This window comes from Flavobacterium sp. 9 (genome assembly GCF_002754195.1).
Taxonomy (GTDB): Bacteria; Bacteroidota; Bacteroidia; order Flavobacteriales; family Flavobacteriaceae; genus Flavobacterium.
This window is the reverse complement of the sequence record NZ_PEEU01000001.1, coordinates 6,241,002-6,266,204: the sequence shown is the minus strand read 5'-3', so window position 1 is coordinate 6,266,204 and position 25,203 is coordinate 6,241,002. Positions and strand designations below refer to the sequence as shown.

The 25,203-nt window shown below is 31.8% G+C and carries 23 protein-coding genes; 7 read left to right on the top strand and 16 right to left on the bottom strand.

Annotated features, from left to right (window positions below):
• Positions 1-6: 6 nt before the first annotated feature.
• From CLU81_RS26310 to CLU81_RS26265, 10 genes are all read right to left on the bottom strand, one after another.
• On the bottom strand, positions 7-1,635 hold the full coding sequence (locus CLU81_RS26310) for a hypothetical protein (RefSeq protein WP_099712554.1): 1,629 nt from the start codon (positions 1,633-1,635) through the stop codon (positions 7-9).
• Between the two features lie 219 nt (positions 1,636-1,854).
• Positions 1,855-2,382, bottom strand: coding sequence for a hypothetical protein (locus CLU81_RS26305; RefSeq protein WP_099712879.1), 528 nt, complete (start codon positions 2,380-2,382; stop codon positions 1,855-1,857).
• 189 nt (positions 2,383-2,571) lie between these two features.
• Positions 2,572-4,383: a hypothetical protein gene (locus tag CLU81_RS26300; protein WP_099712553.1), complete on the bottom strand. Its 1,812-nt coding sequence runs from the start codon at positions 4,381-4,383 to the stop codon at positions 2,572-2,574.
• Positions 4,384-4,468: 85 nt separating this feature from the next.
• Positions 4,469-5,569: an AI-2E family transporter gene (locus CLU81_RS26295; RefSeq protein ID WP_099712552.1), complete on the bottom strand. Its 1,101-nt coding sequence runs from the start codon at positions 5,567-5,569 to the stop codon at positions 4,469-4,471.
• A 114-nt stretch (positions 5,570-5,683) separates the two neighbouring features.
• On the bottom strand, positions 5,684-6,214 hold the full coding sequence (locus tag CLU81_RS26290; RefSeq protein ID WP_099712551.1) for a mechanosensitive ion channel family protein: 531 nt from the start codon (positions 6,212-6,214) through the stop codon (positions 5,684-5,686).
• Positions 6,215-6,224: 10 nt separating this feature from the next.
• Positions 6,225-6,809, bottom strand: a complete 585-nt coding sequence (locus CLU81_RS26285) for a Maf-like protein (RefSeq protein WP_099712550.1) — start codon at positions 6,807-6,809, stop codon at positions 6,225-6,227.
• The gene (locus tag CLU81_RS26280) at positions 6,802-7,728 is read right to left on the bottom strand and encodes a geranylgeranylglycerol-phosphate geranylgeranyltransferase (protein WP_099712549.1); all 927 of its coding nucleotides are present in this window, start codon (positions 7,726-7,728) and stop codon (positions 6,802-6,804) included. The genes CLU81_RS26285 and CLU81_RS26280 overlap by 8 nt, the downstream gene beginning before the upstream one ends.
• Positions 7,729-7,866: 138 nt before the next feature.
• Positions 7,867-8,394 carry an HAD family hydrolase gene (locus CLU81_RS26275; RefSeq protein ID WP_099712548.1) on the bottom strand — a complete coding sequence of 176 codons (528 nt, stop codon included), beginning with the start codon at positions 8,392-8,394 and terminating at the stop codon, positions 7,867-7,869.
• A complete protein-coding gene (locus tag CLU81_RS26270; protein WP_099712547.1) occupies positions 8,378-9,139 on the bottom strand; it encodes a Rossmann-like and DUF2520 domain-containing protein in 762 nt (253 codons plus the stop codon). The genes CLU81_RS26275 and CLU81_RS26270 overlap by 17 nt, the downstream gene beginning before the upstream one ends.
• A 176-nt stretch (positions 9,140-9,315) precedes the next feature.
• The gene (locus tag CLU81_RS26265; RefSeq protein WP_099712546.1) at positions 9,316-11,004 is read right to left on the bottom strand and encodes a glycoside hydrolase family 28 protein; all 1,689 of its coding nucleotides are present in this window, start codon (positions 11,002-11,004) and stop codon (positions 9,316-9,318) included.
• Positions 11,005-11,305: 301 nt separating this feature from the next.
• Between CLU81_RS26265 and ccsA the strand changes: the two genes are divergently transcribed.
• A complete protein-coding gene (ccsA, locus tag CLU81_RS26260; RefSeq protein WP_099712545.1) occupies positions 11,306-14,527 on the top strand; it encodes a cytochrome c biogenesis protein CcsA in 3,222 nt (1,073 codons plus the stop codon).
• Positions 14,528-14,796: 269 nt separating this feature from the next.
• On the opposite strand, the gene CLU81_RS26255 is transcribed toward ccsA, so the two are convergent.
• From CLU81_RS26255 to CLU81_RS26240, 4 genes are all read right to left on the bottom strand, one after another.
• The gene (locus tag CLU81_RS26255) at positions 14,797-15,525 is read right to left on the bottom strand and encodes a DUF3667 domain-containing protein (RefSeq protein ID WP_099712544.1); all 729 of its coding nucleotides are present in this window, start codon (positions 15,523-15,525) and stop codon (positions 14,797-14,799) included.
• 47 nt (positions 15,526-15,572) lie between these two features.
• Positions 15,573-15,956, bottom strand: a complete 384-nt coding sequence (locus CLU81_RS26250; protein ID WP_099712543.1) for a DoxX family protein — start codon at positions 15,954-15,956, stop codon at positions 15,573-15,575.
• Positions 15,957-16,045: 89 nt separating this feature from the next.
• Positions 16,046-16,834 carry an anti-sigma factor domain-containing protein gene (locus CLU81_RS26245; RefSeq protein ID WP_099712542.1) on the bottom strand — a complete coding sequence of 263 codons (789 nt, stop codon included), beginning with the start codon at positions 16,832-16,834 and terminating at the stop codon, positions 16,046-16,048.
• Positions 16,834-17,364, bottom strand: coding sequence for an RNA polymerase sigma factor (locus CLU81_RS26240; RefSeq protein ID WP_099712541.1), 531 nt, complete (start codon positions 17,362-17,364; stop codon positions 16,834-16,836). The genes CLU81_RS26245 and CLU81_RS26240 overlap by 1 nt, the downstream gene beginning before the upstream one ends.
• Positions 17,365-17,720: 356 nt before the next feature.
• Between CLU81_RS26240 and CLU81_RS26925 the strand changes: the two genes are divergently transcribed.
• Together CLU81_RS26925 and CLU81_RS26235 are read left to right on the top strand one after the other, a co-directional pair.
• Positions 17,721-17,873, top strand: a complete 153-nt coding sequence (locus CLU81_RS26925; RefSeq protein ID WP_158235374.1) for a hypothetical protein — start codon at positions 17,721-17,723, stop codon at positions 17,871-17,873.
• Positions 17,874-18,246: 373 nt separating this feature from the next.
• On the top strand, positions 18,247-18,834 hold the full coding sequence (locus CLU81_RS26235) for a glutathione peroxidase (RefSeq protein ID WP_099712540.1): 588 nt from the start codon (positions 18,247-18,249) through the stop codon (positions 18,832-18,834).
• A gap of 214 nt (positions 18,835-19,048) precedes the next feature.
• Here the strand turns inward: CLU81_RS26235 and CLU81_RS26230 are convergent, their stop codons facing one another.
• Both CLU81_RS26230 and CLU81_RS26225 read right to left on the bottom strand, forming a co-directional pair.
• Positions 19,049-19,546, bottom strand: coding sequence for a GNAT family N-acetyltransferase (locus CLU81_RS26230; protein ID WP_099712539.1), 498 nt, complete (start codon positions 19,544-19,546; stop codon positions 19,049-19,051).
• An 18-nt stretch (positions 19,547-19,564) separates the two neighbouring features.
• Complete coding sequence (locus CLU81_RS26225) at positions 19,565-20,743, bottom strand: thioredoxin family protein (protein WP_099712538.1); 1,179 nt, start codon at positions 20,741-20,743, stop codon at positions 19,565-19,567.
• 175 nt (positions 20,744-20,918) lie between these two features.
• Between CLU81_RS26225 and menD the strand changes: the two genes are divergently transcribed.
• The 4 genes from menD (at position 20,919) to CLU81_RS26205 (ending at position 25,057) form a co-directional block, all read left to right on the top strand.
• Positions 20,919-22,580: a 2-succinyl-5-enolpyruvyl-6-hydroxy-3-cyclohexene-1-carboxylic-acid synthase gene (gene menD / locus CLU81_RS26220; RefSeq protein ID WP_099712537.1), complete on the top strand. Its 1,662-nt coding sequence runs from the start codon at positions 20,919-20,921 to the stop codon at positions 22,578-22,580.
• Positions 22,581-22,676: 96 nt separating this feature from the next.
• The gene (locus CLU81_RS26215) at positions 22,677-23,021 is read left to right on the top strand and encodes a DUF2853 family protein (RefSeq protein ID WP_099712536.1); all 345 of its coding nucleotides are present in this window, start codon (positions 22,677-22,679) and stop codon (positions 23,019-23,021) included.
• A 196-nt stretch (positions 23,022-23,217) separates the two neighbouring features.
• Positions 23,218-24,075 (top strand): S1 RNA-binding domain-containing protein, encoded by an 858-nt coding sequence (locus CLU81_RS26210; protein WP_099712535.1) that lies wholly within the window; start codon positions 23,218-23,220, stop codon positions 24,073-24,075.
• 208 nt (positions 24,076-24,283) lie between these two features.
• A complete protein-coding gene (locus CLU81_RS26205) occupies positions 24,284-25,057 on the top strand; it encodes a hypothetical protein (protein WP_144444573.1) in 774 nt (257 codons plus the stop codon).
• Positions 25,058-25,203 lie beyond the last annotated feature (146 nt).

Sequence of the window (25,203 nt, the reverse complement as noted above, 5' to 3'; positions counted from 1 at the left end):
CAGAAACTATTTCAATTTGTTCTCTGTGTCTTTATAGTTTCCTGTAATAGTTACATTGCTGTTTTTGGTTACTTTTCCATAAATAGTAATTGACGAATCGTTACCAATAAAATTGATTTTCGCACCACTATTTAATCTTAAATCTCCCCAAATTACTACAGTACCTTCAATTTGCAATAAGGCATTACTATTTATAATTAATTCTGTTGGATTTTGTTGTTGGTATTTCCCCTGAGCCATAGTTCCTCTCATGTTGAAAGTTCCTCCGCTATTTAAAGTTACACCATTTTGAATCGTGATTGAACCACAATGTGTTAATACAGCACCTGAATTTACCATTACTGAACTAATTGCAGTAGAACCTGAATATGATTTAATTTCGTTTGAATTTAAAATCAGATTTTGTCCTTGATTATAAGTTCCGTATCCTGTACAACCTGCAAAAGTAGTGTTTGGTTTTTCCATTTTAATGATTTTCAAACCACCTTTTCCACTTGCAACATAGATATAATCGCCACTAGATTTTACATAGTTTGATGAACCTACGATACCAACCGTTCCTAATAAACTAAGTTGAGAACCTGTTTTATAAACATTTAAACCAGCTGCACCATTTGCAACAAATGTATATCCATCGTTTACAGAAACTGCATTTGTAACATTATCTTCGCCTGGAGCTGCCAATGGAATACTTTGAAGTTTAGAACCACTATTGATGTCATAAACACCTAAACCATTATATCCTTCAGAAACTAATAATTTTGTGCCGTCAAAATCCATTGTTCTTTTTGCAGCGCTAACATCTGTAGAAGTTGTGAAGCTTTTTTGCAAAGAAAGAGTAGATTCATTATAGATATTTACGCCTTTTGTTCCGCTTAGCGTAACAATTTTATCTCCACTAATCGCTACAGAACGTAAATCTTCTACAGTTACTTTTCCTGAAACAGCTTTAGACGAGTTGTTTATTTTAAACAAACTTCCCTGATCTCCGGTTACGGCAAAATAAGAGCTTGAATTTGCAGCAACATCTGTAGTTACTTTCCCTTCAAGATTTGTGATTGTATAGTTATCCGTAAGCAAACCTGAACTCAATTGCATTGTTATAACAATTGAAGGATTTGTTAGCTCCGGCTTTTTATCAATATCTGTTGCAGCACCAATAATTAAGCTTCCGTTTGAGTACGTAAGTGATGTAATATCTGTATTTGCAATTAATGCAGATGTAATTAATTTTGGCTTATAAGGATCAGAAACATCAATAACGTCAATCGCTCCTGAATAAACTTCGCCCATCATTGTATAAGCAACATAAGCAAAATTACCGTTTACAGCAACGTGATTTGCCTGCAAAGTTCTTCCGTTACTATCTTTTGGCGGATTTACTTCGGCTATTTGCACTAATGGCAAAGCATCTGTTGCTGCTTCACTGCGTAATAATTTTGAAGTTGATGAATTTGCAATCGAAATTACTCCTGAATTTGTATAATCCAGCCTTTTATTCAAAGATGTAACGTCGTTGTTAATTTGAATACTATTATCTTTTGCTTGTGTATCCGTGTTGGATTCGTCATTATTAGTACAAAATGTAAAAAGTGACATTGCGGCTAACGAAAATAAATAAACTCTCTTTCTCATATTCTATCTGTGCTTATATTTTTTTTGCAAAGATACGGCATATTTATATTAAAATAAGGTAATGATTAAGAATAGTTTAACTAATTGTTGATTTATTACTATATATTTAAAGAATGCTCAATAAATTAACTCATAATTAAAGTATTATGCGTGCATAAAAAAAGAGTATCAAATTATTGATACTCTTTTGTGTTGAAAATTAGTTATTTAGCAATTATATTAACGTCTTCCGTGTCCACGGTGTCCGTGATCATCATCGTGGTCATCATCATGTCTGTCGTGTCTATCATGTTTGTCATAACGTTTTTTATCATAATGTCTGTAATTACGGTCATCACGACGATCATTATAACCATATGCTACTGGTCTTGGTCTATAACATCTTTGTGGCGCTCCGTGGTATCCTTTATAGTATTTTACTCTGTGACGATCAAAATAAGTGTATGGAGTTCTACCGTGATAATCATTCAAAACTACTTTGTAACCTCCGTACAAATCATAGTTTCTATATTGTCTTGGTAAATAAGTTGTTCTAACCCATCTTCCTCCTCCAAAATATATAAACTGAGAAGCTCTAACATCATAATAAGCTTCGATGTCCGGCAAATAGTAATATTCCATTTCTGCATATCCTTCAGGACCCCAAGCCGGAGGAGTTCCTATATTAACATTTATTGATACCTGAGCTTGCGTGGCACTTGCAACCAAAAGGAATAATCCAACGATTGCTATTTTTATTGTTTTCATTTTTTTTAGTTTTAATTTGTTCTGTTTAGTAATATTCATATACTGTGCCAAAAATTAAAACCAAATGCATTTCGTCGGATAAATGATGCTTTTTAACGAGTTGTAATTCGCTAATATTTATGTAATATTTTGATTTTTAATGAGTTTCTAAAAGTGTAGAATTTTGAAAAAAAAAATATTTTTTTTCTATTATTTATACTCAACAATTCTTGGCTTTGCCAGCTCAAAACTTTGCAAACCAAAATCAGTAGTTTCAAATGTATTGGTTTTAAATACATTATCTCCCTGAAACGGAATTGTCGGGTAATATGACAACGAAAGCTGAAAGGAACTAAATACTAAATAGTCATTACTAATTAATAATCCTATTGTCAATTTTGAATATCCTTTGTTTCGTCCCATCGCATCATTTGGACTTCCTAATACCGCAATTGAATAATTAAAAAACGGATTCATACGAAATCCTAATACAGAATAAGGAGAGTAGGTTTGTGTTTGTAAAGACAAAACCATTTTATTAGTCCCATAAATGGCGCTATTAAAACCAGCCAAACCATTTTGTTCATTTATATTAAGCTGATCTCCAATAATATCTTCACGGTTTATACCTATAACTATTTCAGGATTAACGAACTGTCTTAATTTCCATCTTCCTATTGTAAAGAGTTTTGTAAAATAATTTGATTCGAATAGAAAAGCGGTCTGATATGTTTTTGAATCATGAAGAAAAGTTCCGGCTTCGAAATTAGTACTTAAAAATCCCCATTTATAGTAATTTCCAAATGAAAATTGCGCACCAAAATAAGGCCTCCACATCATATTTTTGTACTGATAACCTAATGTAATACCGTAAATCCGCCCAACGGGAACGTCTTCTGTCTGACCATTTCTAAAAATATAACTGTCTTTGATAAACTTACGTGTATTGATTCCAATTCCGCTTAAAATGAGTTTTTCATCAGAATAAAAATGGGTAGGATCATAAATTTCAGAAGGATTCTCAGTATAATCAACATTTAAAAATCGTCCGGAGACAATCAAATTTGTGATTCCGTTTGAATCATCTTCAAAAACTTTTGAAGCTTTTCCAGCCCATAAATCCTGAAAATTATACTTAAAAGGTTGAAATGCATACGTTAAATCTGGTGCTTGTAAACTGTCTTTTCTAAAATTTTGCCCCACATAAACACCGCCGCCCCATTTTGTTAACGGAGAATAAAAATCTCTTTCTATATCAACACTTTTGCTATAATTGTTATCGAGATCTATTTTATAATTTAGGATTGCCTTAATATAAGTATTTTTGATATTTGGTATTGTATAAGTAGCTTCATTAGCATTTCTACCATCATCAAATCTATTGGTAAATCGATATTCAAGTTGTTGCCCGGAACCAAAAAAGTCTTTTTCTTTTACCCCAACCGAAACCTGATTACTGGATATAGAAAACTTAGGAATTGTACTCCAGGAATCTAAAACCCGAATGGTAACATCTACAGAATCTGATGCTACACTTGTGAGTTTATTTGAGATTCGAACAGCAGTAACATACTTTTGAGCACGAATCAAACGCTCAGATTCCTGCACTTTGTAAGCATTATATGGTGTGTTTTTCTTGAATAAAAGAAGATTATAAATTGCAATTTTTTTAGTTTTCAAATGCAATCGGTTTCCCGTTCTTTCTCCCCAGTTTTTAGGCATTTGAGTCGTATCTGTAATAGAATGACCAAAAGGATCAAGCGTAACGATATTAATCTTTCGGATTATTTTTCCGTCATAATTCGTTGTATCTGTAACAAGGAGTTCTTCTTTCTTTTTGGGTTTATTTGTTCTAAAAAAAAGCTTGTGAAGATTTTGCGTAAATTTATTCTTTTTTGAATAATTACGTATTTTTTTATAAATATCAGTACTGTCTTTCTTCTCGGTTTTAACCTGAGCATAAGTGCCTTGTAAGCAAAAGCATAAGAGAATAAAAATAATTATTTTTCTGTTCACAAACATTTAGATGATTTTTGACTGGCTTACAAATGATTCTTAGATCAAGGTAAGAAAATTATAAGCTTAAATTTAACAAATGAGTTAATTTTTAATTTTCAGCTTTAACTTTCCTGATTCTCCATGTAAATTTTTTGGGCATATGATTTCCCATAACATAACCCCACGGTTCAAGTGATTCTATTCTGTCAAAAATAATTTTTAATATCGCTAAAAGCGGAATGGCTAAAAACATTCCTGAAATTCCTGCAGAAGCACCGCCAATTATAATTCCGATAATAGATACAAAAGCATTAATTTCTACTTTAGAATTGATAATTAATGGCACAATTAGGTTATTATCGATTAATTGCACAATAATATTTACGATAAGAATTCCTAAGATAATAGATGTTTCGGCAGATCCTGTCAAAGATGCCAGAACCGTGATAATTCCTGCAATCAGGATTCCGATATACGGAATCACGTTTAGAATTCCGGTGATTAATCCCAAGAGAATAAAATATTTTATACCAATAATCCAAAGTCCTAAACTCGTTAACGCTGCGACAACAATCATTTCAATAATCAAGCTGACGATATAATTGTTTATGGAAACTTTTATTTGAGATAAAATACCTTGCAAAATACCATGATTTTCTTTATCAATTAATTTAGCAAGAAAAAGTATGAAATGATCTTTATACAGTAAAAACAGAAAGGTATAAATTGGGATAATTGTACAATCCAAAAGTAAATCTGTAATAGATACAATTGCAGAACCTATTGTAGCTTTTCCGTTCTGAACAGAATCTTTTGTAACGTTATCCAGATATTTTTTCTGTTCGCCAATACTTACGTGAAAATTATCTTTAATAAACTTATGAATATCCGTTATAAAAGTATTTGCGTTCTTTTTTATGGTATCAAAATCATTTGCCATATCCGTTACTTCATAGGATATAAAAACTAATATTCCGATGATAAAGGCGGCAAAAAGCAAAACACAGGAAATCGCAGCAAGATGTCTGGGAAACTTCAATTTTGTTTTTAGAAAAGTAAATACAGGAAGCAATAAAACAGCAAACAAAAAGGCCATTAAAACTGGCGTAATGATATCTTTTGCAATACAAAATATATAGGCAAAAGAAATTAAACTTATTAGTATGCATGCAATTTTTGCATAGAAAGGCAACTTAATTGGCTGAATCATTTTTATGGAGTTTTTTTTATAAAACTAAAATTGGTTAAGCAAATATTATACTTTATTTCAGTAATAACGTTTTAGCTTTTTTCTTATAGTTTATAAAATTCCCATTCAAATGTTTTAGTCAAAAAACTCCTTGTCTTCGTAGTGTGCCGGCATAATCGAAATGCCTTTTTGTAATAATAAATTGTTTGGGAAAATAATTCGTTCACCTTCCTTTGTTTTCAGATTGACGTGAAAAGCGCTAATATCCTCTATTTCAGCTTCTATAGGAAAATCTTTGTCGTGAATTTTGATCGTATCTCCAATTCTAAAAGGAAATGAAAAGAACAAAATCATTCCAGAAGTAATATTGCTCAAAATAGACCATTGCGCAAACATTGCAACACCAATAACGGTTGCAATTGACGAAACAGTGATGAAAATATCTTTAGTTTCAACGCCCCAAATTACAATCAGACTAATCGTAACCAGTATATTCATAAGGATATGAATGTACTTTATTACCAAATTGGTTCGATGTTCTAATAATTGACTTGAACTGGCGTAGCGGCGGATTAATTTTGCAATAATAATTCTTAACGCAACTAAAGCAATTAAGACAATTATAGTGCTTAGAATTTCCTCGCTATATTCTTTAAAAGAAAACATAAATAAATTTTTACACTAAAGTACTCAAATATTCGTAAACTTTAGCTGTAGGCAATCCCATAACATTGGTATAAGAACCTTCGACTTTTGCAACTGCCATGAAGCCAAACCATTCCTGAATTCCGTAAGCTCCGGCTTTATCATAAGGTTTGTAGTTTTCGATATAATATAAAATCGCTTCATCTGATAAATCATTAAAAGTAACTTTTGTAATATCGTGCAAAAGGGTAGAAGTAGTGCTTGTTTTAAAGCAAACAGACGTAATTACATCGTGTGTCGCATTCGACATTGATTTGATCATTTCAAAAGCTTCATCGGCATTTTTGGGCTTTCCTAACGCTTTATCATTGTGCCAAACAATCGTATCGCTGGTTACCAGAATTTCATTTTCTTTTAGTTCACCTTCAAACGCACTTGCTTTTAGCTCTGCTAAAAAATCAGTGATTTCTACCGCTTTTAATTCAGGCGGATATATTTCTTCGATATCTTTTAATCTGATTTCAAAATCAAGATTTAAATCTTTGAAAAATTGTTGTCTTCTTGGTGATCCCGATGCAAGAATTATGGTATATTTTTTTAGTTTTTCTTTAAGCATTGTAATGAATATTTAAGGTGATAACCAGAATTGATAAAATTCCGAAAAACAAAATCAGTTTTAAAACCGTACTTAAATGATGAAATTCTTTTTGAGTTTTAGCTCCAAATATCTTAACTATAAAGTACAATAACGGCGCTAAAACAAAGGCAAAAGTATAAAGAGTAACAAAAATAAGATTGTTTTTAAAGAAATAGGTATTGATATAAAGCAAACATAAAATAAACGGAATTATAGCAAAACCTAAAGCAATTTTTGCTGCACGACTTTTACCAATTGCAATTGGTAATGTATTCATTCCTTGATTGTAATCTCCATCTACATCTTCAATATCTTTAACAATTTCGCGTATGAAATTAATCATAAATGCAAACAAAGCATAATCTGTCAGGATTGAAAATAAACTTGCCATTTGCGCTTTATTTTCAGCATTTGTTGCCGGAAAAATATCAAAAACTCCAATGATAATAACACTCAAAGCAAGCGTCAATGCCACAACAACATTCCCTACAATCATAATTTGTTTTAATGTTGTAGAATAAAAATAAAGCATGGAAGCAATCAGAATGAAAATCGTTGCAAAACCAGGTCTCAAAATAATATTCGACAAATAAAAACCTATCGCAACTCCAGTAATATTCAAACCAAAATAGATATTATAAGCCGCAGTTTCAGATATTCCTTTACCAATTACAACATCCTGAGGTTTATTTATTGTATCCGTGGCAACGTCATATATATTGTTAATCACATATCCCGCTGCTGCTAATAAAACGGTGCTTAAAACCAATAATCCATACTGAATATCAGATAATGCCAAAGGAATATTTTGCTGTTTTAAAAAAGCATAACGAAACAAAACCTGCATAAAAGCAAGCATCAGTAAATTTTGATAACGAATGAGTTTGAGGAATTTCATTTTTTTAAAGGTTCTGAGGTTCTAAGAGGCTAAGGTTCTAAGTTTTTTTTGGCTTGAGAATCTTTGTCAAAGTTTTAAACTTTGACAAAGATAAAACGGCACTAAAATTAATAATTCACAATTAACAATTCACAATTATCAATCGTGTTTCCCACTAAAATGTTCCATCCATTTTCCTTGTACTTTCATTACTTGCTCGATAACGTCACGCGCAGCACCTTTTCCTCCTTTTACATGCGAAACATAACGGCAAATATTCTTAATTTCAGGACTTGAATCTTGCGGGCAAGTTGGTAATCCTACTAATTTCATTACATGAAAATCAGGAATATCATCTCCCATATACAACACTTGCTCTGGTTTAATATTGTAAGTTTCTGTGTATTCCTTAAAAGTTGCAACCTTGTCAGGAACTCCTAAATGAATATCGTTGATTCCTAAATTACGAAGTCTAATGCGAACGCCTTCATTGCTTCCGCCAGAAATAATGCAAACATTAAAACCACTTTCAACAGCCGCTTTCATTGCATAACCATCACGAATATTCATCGTACGAAGCATTTCTCCTTCATTGGTTACAAAAACCGAACTGTCTGTAAGTACGCCATCTACATCAAAAACAAAAGTTGTGATGTCGTTCATTATCTCTTTAAAATGTTTTGCCATTATTCTGTATAGATTGTGTTAGTATTTTATAAATATTCTTTTGATTTTCATTCGTTAAGTATTCCAAATGCGCTTCAATTGTGTTAGAATCTTTGCGTTTTGCAGGACCGGTTTGTGCATCAATTGGATCGAGAGTTTTGATTTTTTCGGCAGTTTCCTGAATTAAAGGTTTCAAAACTTCAAACGGAACCTGATGTTCATTACAAATTTCCTGTCCAATTTGATATAAGTGATTCGAAAAATTGTTTACAAAAACGGCGGCAACGTGCAAAGCTTTCCTTTGATCGGAATTAATAGGATAAACGGCATTTGAAATACTTTTTGCAACAGTTTCTAAAACGCGGAAATCAAATGTATTTTCAGCTTCCAAACACATTGGAATGGTTGAAAAATCAATTTCTTTCTTTTTAGAAAATGTTTGAAGCGGGTAAAAAACGCCTTTTCTGTTTTTTGGATCTAAAACATCAAGTGAAGCAGCTCCCGAAGTATGAACTACGATTCGGTTTTGAAAAGGTAAATTAGAAGAAACCTCTGAAATAGCTTTGTCTGAAACGGCGATAATATATAAGTCAGATTCAATTAATTCTTCAAAATCATTTACAATTTTATCGTAATCAATTAGAGAAGACAAAGCCTCTTTTTTTCTCGAGAAAACCTGAACAATTTCAATAAGTTCACTTTTCGTGAAAGCTTTTATCAAATGTTGCGCGACATTTCCGGAACCAATTATCGTTATTCGAGTCATAGCGCAAAATTAGCATTATTTTTTTAATGTCGATTGCTTTTGATTCGTTTGTCCTTCGCTCAGAATCTCTTTTGGCAAGATTTTGACTTTAGATTTTAACGAAACTAAAAATCCGTTGTGGTTAATTATTTTTTATAATTGCTCACAACGGATTTAGATTATTGATTTTTATTTGTTTAGAATTTTACAGCATCTTTCGGGACAACTTCATTTATTGTTGTAATTTTCGAAAAGTCTAATTTTGGAGACGAAACAAACTCGATGTTTTTAGAAACTTCTCCATTAATCGAAATTGCTTTATCAGAAACCGAATTGAATTCTACGTTTTTAAACGACATATTTTTTCCGTTATAGATTTCAAAAACGGTTGGTTTCTCAATGTCTAATGTTATATTATTAAGTTTAATTCCGTCAGCATCGATGATCGAGAAGCCATTTTCTGCTTTGGCAATTAAATTGGAAATTTCGATGTTTTTAAGATTCATTTCGGGTAAACCTTGTAGAAAAACAGCTTGATAAGCGCCCTTTATTGTAATGTTTTTGATCGAAATATTCTTGAACTGTGGAGTTTCCTCATTTACCGGAACTATTTTAGTATTAATTTTATTTCCGCCTTCGGCTAAAGTTTCCGCAATAGATTTTCCTCCATAATAAAGGTCAAATGAAATTGCCTGAGATGGAATATTAGTCATAAAAATATCTGATATATAAATGTTTTCTACAATTCCGCCACGACCACGTGTACTTTTAAAGCGTAAACCAACATCAGTTCCCATAAAAGTACAATTTGAAACATGAAGGTTTTTTACGCCGCCAGACATTTCGCTTCCAACCGTTACGCCGCCATGTCCGTGATAAACAATGTTATTTCTAACGATAATATTTTCGCAAGGAATATTACGATCACGACCATCTTTATCTTTTCCGGATTTAATGCAAATAGCATCGTCGCCAACATCAAAACTAGAATTTTCGATAATCACATTTTTACAGGATTCTACATCTAGGCCATCACCATTTTGTGAATACCAAGGATTTCTAACGGTTATATTTCGAACAATTAAATCTTCAACCATCAAAGGATGAATATTCCATGCTGGAGAATTTTGAAAAACCGGTCCATCAAATAATACCCTTTTACTATTTTGAATACTTACCAAAACCGGACGAAGAAAATCGTGAATTGCTTCAAAATCTTCTTTGGTTTTAAGATCCAATCGAATGTTTTGATCTGCGCCTTTAGAACCTTTTAAATATTGCTCAGATGGATACCAGGAATCTTTTTTCTCATTAAGAACTCCTCCTGAAGCAACAAATTTCTTCCATTGTTCCTCTGTCAGTTTACTTTTCTTTACCTGTCGCCAGGCTTCACCGGAACCATCCCAAACGCCATTTCCTGTAAAAGCAATGTTTTCTAAATTCTTGCCGTAAATAGGAGAGATGCAGCGCCAGGTATTCAAACCTTCAAAACTGGTTTCTATAATAGGATATAAAGTTTTATCTGTTGAAAATTTTATTAATGCGCCAGTTTCAGCATGCAATTCAAGGTTACTTTTCAAAATAATTGGTCCTGTAAGCCAGATTCCTGGAGGAATAATCACTTTTCCACCTCCTTTTTTTGAAACCGCGGCAATTGCATCGGCGAAAGCCTTTGTATTTAAAACATAACCACCATTTAAAGCACCAAAATCTTTTATATTTACCGTGTTTTTAGGAATTACAGGTTCTTTGACTTTCAGCATTTTAAATTCAATTCCGGCGTAAATATCTTTTGAATTTTGAGCAATCGTATCTTTTGACCAACTAATTAGTAAAACGGTCAAAGCAAGGCAAAATAGGTTGGTTGAAGTGGTTTTTAGTTTCATTATTTGGTCGTAATAGTTTTAGTAATGATATTTTGCAGCTTTGATTTTCATTAACAATTCAATAACAAGGCTACAAAAACGATAAAATGATATTGTAATCGATTACACAAACATATAAAAAATAATTCACAAACAAAGCGATTGTTTGATTCTATTTTATTTGTAAAAATATTCCTGTGAATTGTTAAGTTTATCCTTAAAAAATATTCCTTTTTTAGTTTTTATTAACAAACGACAAATATTGGAACTCAACATTTTTAAGTACTTTTGTGCCACTTTTATACAATGTAATTCCTTAAAAATGGATAAAAAAATATTCTCTTTTTTGTTTTCTACACGCTTAATGTCTGTTCTTTTTTTAACATTTGCGATCGCAATGGGTGTTGGAACTTTTATCGAAAGTAAGTACAATACTGATACAGCCCGAATTTTAATTTACAATACATGGTGGTTTGAGGCCATAATGGTCTTTTTCCTGATCAATTTCTTCGGAAACATCAAACGTTACCAACTACATAAAAAAGAAAAATGGGCAACTTTATTGCTTCATATTGCTTTTATTTTCATTCTTATAGGAGCTTTTGTTACACGTTATATCAGCTATGAAGGTATGATGCCAATTCGTGAAGGCGCTGCTGAAAATCAAATTTTTTCAGATAAAACATTCTTAACTGTGTTTGCAGACGGAGAATACAAAGGCGAAATGAAACGTCGAGTTTTTGAGAAACATTTATTGTTTTCTCCGGTAACTAATAATGATTTTACGCTTTCGGGCAAATTTGACGAAACTCCTTTTGAAGTTACTTATGTTAACTATATAATGGGAGCAAAAGAAAAAATAAAACCAAGTCCAAACGGAGCTTTATACCTAAAATTGGTTGAAGCTGGCGCTGGCGGACGTGAAGAACATTTCCTGAAAGAAGGTGAAGTTCAAAACATTCACAATGTTTTATTTGCATTAAACAAGCAAACAGCTGGTGCAATTAACATCAATACAACTGGTGAAAAATATACCATTCAAACTCCTTTTGAAGGAGAATTTATGCGAATGGCAGATAAATTAAAAGGTACTGTAACCAAAGATAATGTACAGCCGCTTATGATGCGTTCTTTGTACAGTATTGGCGATATTAGAATCGTTTTTCCAGATCCTGCAGTAAGAGGAGTTGTTGATTATGAGTCAAATAACGATTATAAAGCAAAGTCTCACACAGATGCTTTAATCGTAAAAGTTAAAGCTGATGGACAAGAAAAAGAAGTAAGACTTCTTGGTTCTAAAGGAAGCGTAGGCGAGCCTCAAACTGTAAAAATTGGAAATATAGAATACAGTTTATTCTACGGAAGTAAAGCATATATAACGCCATTTAAAATAAAACTAAACGATTTTATCGCTACAAAATATCCGGGAACTGAGAAAAGTTATTCCTCTTTTGAAAGTAAAGTAACTGTTCAGGATTCTTCAGAAACTTTTGACGCTCGTATTTATATGAACCACGTATTAGACCATAAAGGATACAGATTTTTCCAATCTTCATTTGATCCGGACGAAAAAGGAACTGTATTATCTGTAAACCACGATTGGTGGGGAACTTCTATCACTTATTTAGGGTATTTTATGTTGTTTTTTGGATTAATGGCAATTATGTTTACAAAACACTCTCGTTTCGCAGATTTGAAACGCAAATTAGACGTTGTAAAAAAGAAAAAAGAAAAATTAATTACCATTTTGGTTTTAATGATTGGTTTGAGTGGTTTCGCACAAGCGCCTCATGTTCATACACCTGGACACGATCACAATCATTCAACAGATCCTAACGATCACGCAAATCACGTAACGGCTCCACCAAGTCAGAAACAATTAGATTCTTTACTTTCTATTTATAAAGCACCGGAAGCACACGCAGCCAAATTTGGACGTTTGATTATTCAGGATGCTGGAGGTAGAATGAAGCCTATTAATACTTTCTCATCTGAATTGCTTCGTAAAGTAAGTCAAAGCGATACTTATAACGGAATGAATTCTGATCAGGTATTTTTGTCAATGACGCAATATGCTCAGGTTTGGATACAAGTTCCTATCATTTATCTGAATACAAAAGATGATAGTATTCGTAAAATCATTGGTATCGAAAAAGGGATGAAATTTGCACCTTTTGTAAAGTTCTTCGATGAAAACGGAAATTATAAACTTTCACCTTATTTAGATGCTGCTTATAAAGCAGGAAATCCAAATCAGTTTGAGAAAGATTTTATCGAAGCTGATAAAAAAGTAAACTTATTGGAATCGGCGTTAAGCGGAAGTATTTTGAGAATCTTCCCAATTCCAAATGATCCAAACAATAAATGGATTTCATACCTGGAGTTAGATCATGCAGGATTAAAAGGCATGGATTCTACTTATGTCAAACAAATTTTGCCTTTATATTTTAGCGCTTTAAACAACGGAGCTATTACTAAAGATTTTAAAACCGCAGATCAATTAGTAGAAAGCATCAACGGTTTCCAGAAGAAATTTGGAAGTAAAGTGCGTCCAAATGAGCAAAAAATTGATCTTGAGATTGCTTACAATACCTATAATATTTTACCAAAAATGTTTTACTGGTATTCTCTTTCAGGAATCTTTATGTTGATTTTTACACTTTTCAGTATATTTTTCGATAAAAAATGGTTGCGAATTACCGTAAATGGTTTTCACATATTGATCGGTTTAATATTCGTACTTCATACAATAACATTAATTGCGCGTTGGTACATTTCAGGACACGCGCCGTGGAGTAACGCTTACGAAGCAATTGTATATGTTGCGTGGTCAACAATGTTCTTCGGATTGGCTTTTGATAGAAAATCAAAACTTACCGTTGCATCTGCAGCATTTGTGACAGCGATGATTTTCATGGCAGCAAACGCAAACTGGATCGATCCTGAAATTGCAAATTTACAACCTGTTTTGAATTCGTATTGGTTAATGATTCACGTTGCCGTTATTGTGGCAAGTTACGGACCTACAGCACTTGGAATGATTTTAGGTTTTGTAGCCCTGATATTGATTTTCTTTACCAATGAGAAAAACAAGGCAAAAATGGACCTAAACATAAAAGAGATAACTTATATCAACGAAATGTCAATTACAATTGGTTTGATCATGTTAACTATTGGTAACTTCTTAGGAGGACAATGGGCCAACGAAAGCTGGGGACGTTACTGGGGATGGGATCCAAAAGAAACTTGGGCATTAATCTCGATTATGGTTTATGCGTTTGTAATTCACGCTCGTTTTGTTCCGTCTTTAAGAGGAAAATGGTTTTTCAATTTAATGACTATGTATGCTTTTGTGTCGATTTTATTCACCTATTACGGAGTAAACTTCCACTTAGTTGGACTTCACTCTTACGCAAGCGGAGAAGCACATTCATTAAGCTGGGTTTATTATTCATTAGGAACAATCACTCTAATTGGAATAATAACGTATCCTAAATACCACAAATATTATAAAACCAAAAAAGTAAAAAAGGTTAAAAAATAAATAATTTAGGAATAATTATTAATTCATAAAAAAGGTTCAACGTCAAGTTGAACTTTTTTTTATTGCTTTAAATTAAAATTTAGCTAATAATAAGTTTTAGGAGCTGTTTCCTGCTGTCCACTATATCTTTTTATCCGCAAAAAAGCGAATAAAAAGGATGCCGTTACCATCAGGGCTAGGGCAATCGTTTCAATAGAAATTTCAGAATAAACAAAACTCTAATTCATGAAACTTGAAACAAAGAAAACCTAAAACTTGAAACCAACTATTTACAATATTGATTTTATAGCCAGAATCAATGCAAAAAGTATCGTGAAACAAATCAAGAAGATCACATGACTCAACAAAGTCAAAAAGAACGCCTTAGTTTTTGAGATTTTATTAAAGAATTGAATATTAGTCCAAAATATTAATATCATACCAACGATATAAGTCAAATTCGAATACCATTGAAGATGTGACGCACTATGCGAATACAATAGAATAGGAAACATCAATATTTGCGCAAAGATTCTTTGCGAAGCCTTAAAAGTATTCAGTACAAAATATTCAACATAATTATAACCTTGTTTTCTAAAAGCGATATAAGTTCCAATTGTATAAATAGGAATAGTTGCAATTGTTGTCCACGAAAAATGCGTCGCCATCCATTCATTAAAAGTATCATAATCAAATTCTGTTTTATCAGTATTTGCAAATAAATTGATATGAAAATAATGATATAGTAAACCATAAAGCGTGGCTAGTACTACAACCAAAGACAACGGTTTAAAGTGTTTGACACGTTTTCCTTCAATAAATTCCCGTATAGAATGTCCGGGTCTTGTAAATAATTGTTTTATAGAATACGGTATTCCAACATCAAAATGCAATAATCCATGCTGAATATCGTGCCATAAAAAGTGCGCGTTTATCTTATGCGTTTCAGCCGTTTGTCCGCAATTATTACAATATTTTCCATGAAAAACATGCTTACAGTTTTTGCAAATTATTTCCATTCCTATCTTGTTTTGAATATTAACTTTTGCAATTGAGTTTTTAAATTTTAAATTTTGGTTCTTTTAAATCCATCAGGATACATAATTGCCAACAAAACGATAATCAGTAAAAAGTTATATTCTACACCATTTCGTCCGCCGCCAACAACAAACCAACCTTCTTGAAAGTGTACCAGAATAATTCCCATAATCAGAACAAAAATGGTGACAAATCCAGCCAACTTGATGTATTTATTCCAGATTAAAAGTACAGCAGCAACGATATGAGATAATTTAATACTCCAGGCAATAGCGATGCCAAATGGAGCAAAGCCAATTTGATTGAGATATAAATTTCCAAAATCGTTAATTCCGTTATCAAAAATTCCAAAAATAGAATGAGTTAAAAGAATAATTGCCACAGCAATTCTCAAAAGTAAAGTTCCGTTCATAGTTATTTTAGTGTTAGTTGAATTAAAAATAACAAAAAAACGCGTATTAAAGTATAATACGCGTTTTAAGTTTTATGACCAGTTTAATTTTAAACTTTTCCTAAAGTATATAATTGAGTCATTGTTGGCGTTAAACTTCCGCCGGCTGGCTCTAAAGTAATTCCAAACGCTTCAGCAGATTGTGTTTGATCTACAGCGAATATTTTTTGCGAATTTGCATCAAAATTATCCAGTAAACCAATACTTGTTGGTGTCAATACAGGACTTAATTTTAAAGCCCAAACTTGATAAACCATTCCTTTTGGAGGTTTTGGTAAACCTGCCGCATCGATATAAGTCGTTTTGGTATCTTTATTCCAATACACTTTTGCAAATGAAGTTGGAGAAACCGCTTGTCCGCCAAGAGTTACACCAGTATTTTTGATATCTCTAACAATAGTTAAACTCTTCTCCGTTTGTTTATTTTGTTGGTCTAAGAAAGCATAATCTTTTTCGATTTTACTTTTTTCAGTTCCAACAGTAGCGATTGCTTCTTTTGTTTTTGTCAACTCTAAAGTTTGGTAGCCAAGACCCAAAAGCAATAGTACCGCAGCTGCCCAGCCCACATATTGAGACCAGTTTGATGCTGGTTTCATGTCGACTACTTTGCCATGCTTCAGTTCTAAACGAGCTTTTATTTTCTCGAAATTTGCTACCGAGTGAAAAGGAGAGAAGCTTGATGATAAAGCCACAATAGCTTTTTCGATCGCTATAATTTCCTGATCCATTTCTGGATGTTTCTTTGCCATTTCGGCTATTTCTAAATTTTCAACTTCGGTCAAGAGACCAAATACATAAAGTTCTAGAGTTCCTGATTCAATATATTCTTGTGCTTCCATTATATTTTTAGATAATTTCTTAAATCGTTAATACAGTTTCTGTTTTGCGTTTTGATAGTTCCCAATGGCATTGCCAATTCTTCTGAAGCTTCTTGTTGGGTATATCCTTTAAAAAATAACAAATCGATAATTTCAATACATTTTGGTTTTAATTTTTTTACAAATTCTTGTATACCAATCGTATCAATTTTATTAACGAGTTTGTTACTGTCGTCTAACAGATTTACGAAATTATCTGAGGAAAGGTTTTTTTGGCTGTTATTAAAATTTTTAGATCTCAGCTTGTCGATCGAAGTATTCCTAGCAATATTAAGGATCCACGTATAAAAACGCCCCTTACTTTCATTATAAGAATCGATGTTTTTCCAGATTTTAACAAAAACTTCCTGTAAAACATCTTCAGCTTCTTCTCGGTTTTTAATTAGAACATTAATTACAGAGAACAAACTTTTAGAGTACATATCGTACAAATGGGTAAAAGCTCTTTCGTCTTTCTTGTAAATTAAAACTAGCAATTCTTCTTGACTCATAGATTTGGATTTTAAAGTTTAAACAAAAAATATTAAACATTATTTCATTACTTGAGATAAAGATAATTTATTTTTTCGGGAATTTTATATTTTTTTTAGTAGCTGTATCCCTAGTAAAATAGGGGATTTGAAAAAAAGTTTATTTTTTTTTCATTTTTTTAAAACCAAAAGCAATCCAATTACGTAAATGCTATTATAACATAAAATGATTATTTAGAAAAATAGCAGAAACCAAAAAGAAAAAGCTTTTTAGTTGATTATTAGAAGCTTATTAAGGAGTTTGGAAAGTGTGAAATTTAACATTTGTTTAAACTAATTGGTAAAGCAAAATTTCAATAAACAAAAACAAAATAGTTATGAGTAAGATAAATAGCCTAAAAATATTGATCGTTGGTTTAACCACCGTTCTGGCACTTACCAATTTTGGAAAAGAAAAATTAAAAGAAGAGAAAACAAGATCTTTCTATTTGTTGACTAATTTTTCATCAAGCGCAAAAGATAAATTATAAAGTAAATAAAAATATGAAATAGTTGATGTCTTCGGACTTCCAGCCGAACGTTTTAAAAGAATTATATACATACTCGAAATTACACTCGTACACGAATTAGTAAACTAGTCAGATCCACGCCATTAAAATAATCGTAATTGAGAATATTTTAGTTCAGTAAAAAGTTCATTATAACCGAGGCATCAACTATAATTTTAAAGAGATTGCATAAAAGCACAATAGTAAATTCATGGTTTGATTTGTTTGTATGGGGGGAAGCCTAACGTCTGATTAACGTTAGGCTTCATTTTTTTAACTAATCTTTAATACAAAATAATAGAAGCAAAGAGTTTCTGTAATATAGATTTTAACTAATTTTATAAAAAAATCAACAATGAAAAAAATAGCATTTATAGCTTGTAGCGTGGTCTTTTTCCTGAGTTCTCAACTTCAGGCACAAACAAGTAAAACTAAAGTATCTAAAACAGATAAAGTGATGACAAAAGAAACAATCTATCAGTTTAAAGTAACAGATTTGTCAGGAGATCCATTTGATTTTGCATCTTTGAAAGGAAAGAAAATTTTGATCGTTAATACTGCTTCAAAATGCGGATTAACGCCTCAGTACAAAGATCTTGAAGCTGTTTATAAAGAGTACAAAGACAAAGGTTTTGTAATTGTAGGTTTTCCTGCTAACAATTTTGCTTCTCAGGAACCGGGAACAAACAAAGAAATCGAAACGTTTTGCCAACAAAATTATGGTGTAACTTTCCCAATGATGGATAAAGTTTCTGTAAAAGGAGATGATATGTGTGACGTTTACAAATTCCTTACTCAAAAATCTAAAAATGGTTTACAGGATTCTGAAGTAGAGTGGAATTTCCAAAAATACTTAATCAACGAAAAAGGAGAATTGGTAAAAGTAATTAAACCAAAAACATTAGTAACAGAACCAGAAGTTATAAACTGGATCAAAAGCTAAATAAAACTTTTTAAGTCAAAAAAATCCCAAAAATTTGAGAAACTCAAATTTTTGGGATTTTTTTTTAGGTTCAGAGAGGCAAAGGTTCAAAGGGACAAAGCTTTTGAAGACAGTTGCTATATATCCCTTCGTCAAAATAAGAAAAAATCTGTTTTAATCAGCGTTTTCGCGATAGCGAATCCGTGTCATCCGCGTGCAAATTCGCACTTTATATCTAAACCAATATAAGCTGCATAAAAACCAAATCCAGCCAATGATCAAATTTATAACCTACTTCACGAATTGTTCCGGTGGCAACAAATCCAAATTTCTCATGAAAAGCAATACTTCCAGCATTATCAGCGTCAATGGCGCCAATCATAACGTGAAAACCTTGTTCTTTTGCCAATCTAATTAATTCTGTAAGTAATTTAGATCCAATACCTTTTCCTATCACATTATCAACCACATACACAGAATGTTCTACAGTATATTGATAACCAATTTTTTCTCGAAACTGCCCATAACTTCCAAAACCAACCACTTCACCATCTAAATCAGCCACAACAATAGGCAGTTTTTTTGCTTTTTTGTCTTCAAACCATTTTGTCTGAACATCAAGAGTTTGAACCTCATAACTATAATTTGCTGTAGTATGCAAAATAGAATGATTTACAATTTCCAGAATTTTCTCTAAGTCGTTTGTTGTCGCAGGTCTAAGATTAAGGCTCATTTTGTTTGATTTATGCTTTTATTTTGTGTTTAATTCAGCCAATAAAGTATCAACTTCTTTTGTACTCCAGGTCATTTCGGTACAAATTTCCTTCGCATCTTTGGCATATTGCAAAGCTAACTTTTTATCCTTTATTTTATTATAAAGTCTCGCTAAGAGTAAATTTCCATCATAAGAATCATTTAATTCTAAAGAATGTTTCACCCAGAAAATAGATTTCTTTAAACTCTCAGTATCAGAAATATGTTTTAAATACGTTTGTCCAATATCTTTAAGGAAACTAGTATCATTCCAAACCAGTTTCTGGGTATCTTCAAGCGTTACTTTTTTATAAAATTGCCATTTTTCAGTTCTTTCTGCCAATGTCAAATCAAACTTGAAAACAAGAGAATCTGTTTTTTGTAATTTAATAGATTTTGCAACTTCGCGCTGTTTATAGTAATTTATAGTATCTAAATTGTCAACATAAGGACGAAGCAATTCCGTTACAATACTTTCTACTTTTCGGTCTACACGATTTTGCGAAGCCACGGCAGCAAACTCTTTCTGATGTTTTAGAACATATTGAAATTCTCTCGATTTTATATCCGTAACACCATTTGCTATTACGCGCCAATTGGTTTCAGAAACTAATTGAGCATCAGATTGTGTATTAAGATAAATATGAGTTGGAATTGATAAATCAGTTCTGTCTTTTCCTTTTTTCAATGTGTTTAAATACGCAAAAAACTTAGTTGAATTACTTGGATCAGCCAGAAATTCCTTTTCTAAATAAGGCAATTGCATTCTGGAATTTAAGGCATATTTTACTTCCGTCATAAATTCCGGTGTTTTCATTTCTCCTTTTAAAGCATATAAAAGCGTTTCATTATTTGGATCAATAAACAAGAAAGTAGGCAAAGATTTGGTATTATACTTGTCTTTAAGAGCAATTCCTTCTTCTTTTTCAATGTTTTTCCAGGCGCAAACGTAGTTTTCTTTCAGAAAATCCATCACATTTGGATCGCTAAGAACTTCTTTTTTCATTTGATTACAATGCGGACACCAATCTGCGTAAAGCATTACAAAAAGAGGTTTATTTTGCAATTTTGCAGTTTCTAATGCTTTTTTATAAGGAGTATCATCGGGAACAAACTGATTCTGAGACTTTACAGTTTGCAGCGATAAAAAAAGAAAGAATATATATAGAAAACGCATATCGAGTTTATTTTAATCAAAAATTGGCTATTACAAATATATTCCCTTTTTCTATAAACGCTCTTAATATCTTCCTATTTATAAGTTAAATCCAATGCGAAGTTTGTAACTTTGTAATATCAAAAAGGAAAACTTAGACATTAAGCTTTTCTTTAAAAAGTAATACACCATACGAATGATTTACCCCAAAATAGCGCTTGCTCAAAGCATTATCGAAATTTTTTCTGCAAAAGGAATCAAAAACATCATAATTTCTCCAGGTTCAAGAAACGCACCCTTAACGATAGGATTTGCTCAAAACTCAAACTTTAAATGTTACAGCATTGCTGACGAGCGTTGCGCGGCTTTTTTTGCATTAGGAATCGCGCAACAAACCAAACAGTCAACTGCAATTGTTTGTACATCAGGATCTGCATTATTGAATTATTATCCGGCTGTAGCCGAAGCATTTTACAGTCAGATTCCGTTAATTGTTGTTTCTGCAGATCGTCCGCAAAGCAAAATTGATATTGGAGACGGACAAACTATTCGTCAGGAAAATGTTTTTCAGAATCATTCGGTTTTCAATGCTAATTTAACCGAAGATGCTTCGCTAGAAAATGATTTAAAAATCAATAAAGCCATAGAAACTGCAATTCTTCAAAAAGGCCCGGTTCATATCAATGCGCCTTTCGAAGAACCTTTGTATGAAACAGTTGAAGAACTTTTGGTTCAATCAACAATCACACATTCAGAAGAAATTCTTGGAACTAAAATTATTGAAAATAGCGAAGAAGTTATTTCAAAATGGAATTCAGCTAAGAAAAAATTAATCTTAATTGGCGTAAACGAAGCAAATTCTATTGATCAAAGTATAATAGAAAATTTTGCAAAAGATCCGTCAATTGTGGTTCTTACAGAAACGACTTCGAACTTGCATCATCCAAGTTTTGTTGCAAGTATCGATACTTTAATTACACCATTTGAAGATGCTGATTTTAAAGCATTACAGCCAGAAATATTAGTGACTTTTGGCGGAATGATTGTTTCTAAACGAATTAAAGCTTTTCTACGAAAGTATCAGCCAAAAGAACATTGGCATGTTGACACTTTGCGTGCTTATGATACTTTTAATGCATTGACAAATCATTTTGTGATGCAGCCAAATGATTTTTTCAAAGACTTACTTCCTAAAACTATTTTTGCGGAAAGTGATTATTTTTCGAAAATTGAGAAAATTTATGATTTAAGAAAAATTAGAAGAAAAGAATATCTTGAAAGAACTGCATTTTCGGATTTTAAAGCATTTGAAAAACTGATAGAATCTTTGCCTAAAAACACTCAATTACAAATAAGTAATAGTTCAGCAATACGATACGCACAATTAATTGATATTGATCCATCAATAGAAGTTTTTTGCAATCGCGGAACAAGCGGAATCGATGGAAGTACATCAACCGCAATTGGCGCCGCTGTAGGAAACGAAAAGCAAAATATCTTTATCACCGGAGATATTAGTTTCTTGTATGACAGCAATGCTTTATGGAACTCTTATATTCCGCAAAACTTCAAAATTATTTTGATTAATAATGGAGGGGGAGGAATTTTCAGGATTTTACCTGGACACGAAGAAAAGCCAGTTTTTAATACGTTTTTCGAAACATCTCATCATTTAACGGCTGAACATTTGGCTAAAATGTATAAGATGAATTATTTCACGGCATCAGATTCAGATTCTTTAGAAAAAAATATAGAATTACTTTATAACAGTAATAATGCGCCCACTATTTTGGAAGTTTTTACGCCAACATTTGAAAATGATGTGATTCTAAAACAGTTCTTTAAAGAGTTAATTTAAATTGTAATAAAAATAATGTTAATTTTTGCGTATTACTAAATATTTGTTTTAGATTTGAGACTTCAAAAAGTAAGAAAAATCATTAAATAATAAATTATGAGCGCAAGAGAAGAATTAATTAAAAAGTATGCAACTGACTTAAAAGAGAAATGTGGTGTAACACCAAACATGGATTTGCTTACAAAAGTAACTATTGGTTGCGGACCGTCTATATACAATGCAGACACTTCAACAGTAGCAGCAACGCAACATTCTGAAATAGATACAGTTAAAAATAATTTCCTGATTAAAAAATTAGGATTGCCAAATGGACCTGAATTAGAAGCTGCAATTCATGCAGTTCTTGAAAAATACGGACATTCTAATAAACATAAATACAGAGCGGTAGTTTATTATCTATTGACAGTACACTTCAAAAAAGAAAGTGTTTACAATAAGTAAATTGCTATTATTACAAATACAAAAAGCACCGTTATTGGTGCTTTTTTATTTCAATTTTATGCGGAACTTGAAATAATTACAATAAAAATAGAATTTACTGTCTTTTATCTAAAATATTATTCGTCGAACCATTTTCAAACTTCGTACATTTGCACCTTAGAAACTCAGCTACTTTATAGCTTAGAACCTCAAGAATATGATTGAAATAGGAAAATACAATACCCTTACTATATTACGTGACACCAAAGTTGGTTTATTTTTAGGAAATCCTGAAAAAGATCCTGAAGGAATTCACGACATTTTATTACCAAACAAATACGTTCCAAATGAATTTGAAATAGGCGAGGAGCTTATTGTTTTCGTTTATTTAGACCATGAACAACGTCCGGTTGCAACAACGCTGGAACCTTATATTTTATTGAATGAATTTTCGCTTTTAAGGGTGAATTACATCAATCAGGTTGGTGCATTTATGGATTGGGGAATGGAAAAAGACATTCTTGTTCCGTTTAAAGAGCAAGCACGTCCGATGGAAAAAGGAAAACGTTACTTAGTTTACCTTTATATGGATGAAAAAACCAATCGTTTGGTAGCTTCAAGTAAATTGAATCAATTTCTAAGCAATGAAAACTTAACCGTTGAAAAAGGAGAAGAAGTAGATTTGATCGTTTCACATATCACCGAATTAGGAATCAACGTAATCATCAATGAACAACACAAAGGATTGTTGTACAAAGACGAAGTTTATGACGATGCGATAAGAACGGGAGACAGAATGCGTGGTTATATCAAAAACATTCGTCCTGATAATAAAATAGATGTTGCATTGCAAGTGCAAGGTTATCAAAGTATTGAGCCAAATGCAGAGAAGATTTTAGATGAATTAAGAGCCAATCGTGGTTTTTTACGTCTAAATGACGCTTCGCATCCGGAAGACATTAAAACGGTACTAAAAATGAGTAAAAAAACCTTTAAAAAAGCAATTGGAGCTTTATATAAAGACAAACTCATCGAAATCAAAGAAGACGGAATTTATCTGATAAAAGAAGAATAGTCTCTTTAAAATCCCAAATTTCTTAAAATCCAAATTCCAATACTTTACAAAGTTTTGGAATTTGGATTTTTTTAGTGAAATTTATCCCAACATAGCCCAAGGTTTCAACCTTGGGAAAGATTCCGAATGTTTAAGTATCGCAGCAGTCCAAGTTATATCGAGTTGGAATTTGGATTTTTTTAATTGGAATTTAAAACGCTTAAAGTTTATGAGAAAAACGATCTGTTTAGTTTTTTTGTTTTTGATTCTATTTTCATGTGAAAAAAACAAAAAAGATTTAAAGCTTGAATTACTAACAAATGAGATTGTTTGTGTTGAAGATGTTTATATGAATGATTTTCGGGAAGTTTTTTATAAACCAAATGCAGAATACGACAGCCTTTCAAAAAACATTCTTCATTATAAAATAACTAATATTTCAGATAAAAAATATTTTATAATGCTCAACGAGAATAATCTGGGAACCGTAGAACGAGATCTTTACAGAGAAGCTTTAGGAAAAAAAGATTATACTTTTAATTCGATTGGCTTTAGCATGTATAAAAACGATTCTATTTTAGATGGCAGTTCCACAAGAGCTGAAAACATGTGCGGCAACGGTTTTGAGCAAATAAAAATTAGAGAGCTGGATACTATAATCTCTAAGTTTTTAAGAAAGAATGAAGTTTTTAGAAAATACCAGTTAGAATATGTTAATGATATTGATGAATCATTACAAGGTTATTTTCTTCAGCCTGGAGAAACAAAATATTTTACTTCAGTAATTAATTTGCCTTATAGAAACAGTCAAATGTGGTTTTCGAATATAGATAAGAAGAAACCAAATTTAGGTTCACTTTCTTTAAAGAATGATTCCGTTTTTACCAATAAAAGATTAAGTCAGGATCGTAAAAAAGAGATAAAAGAAAACGGATATGTTTTATTTGACGGAATTATTTATTCAAACAAAGTTCCGGTGAAATTGATAACGATTAAAAAATAACAATATATATAACAAGAAAGGCTGCTCATTACAAGCAGCCTTTCCCTTTTTATTCTAGTTTTAAAAAAAATTGTAATTAAAAAAAAACAGAAATAAAATAAATTCGAATCCATTCAAAAAATAATAGCTTTAAAAATTTTAGAAAT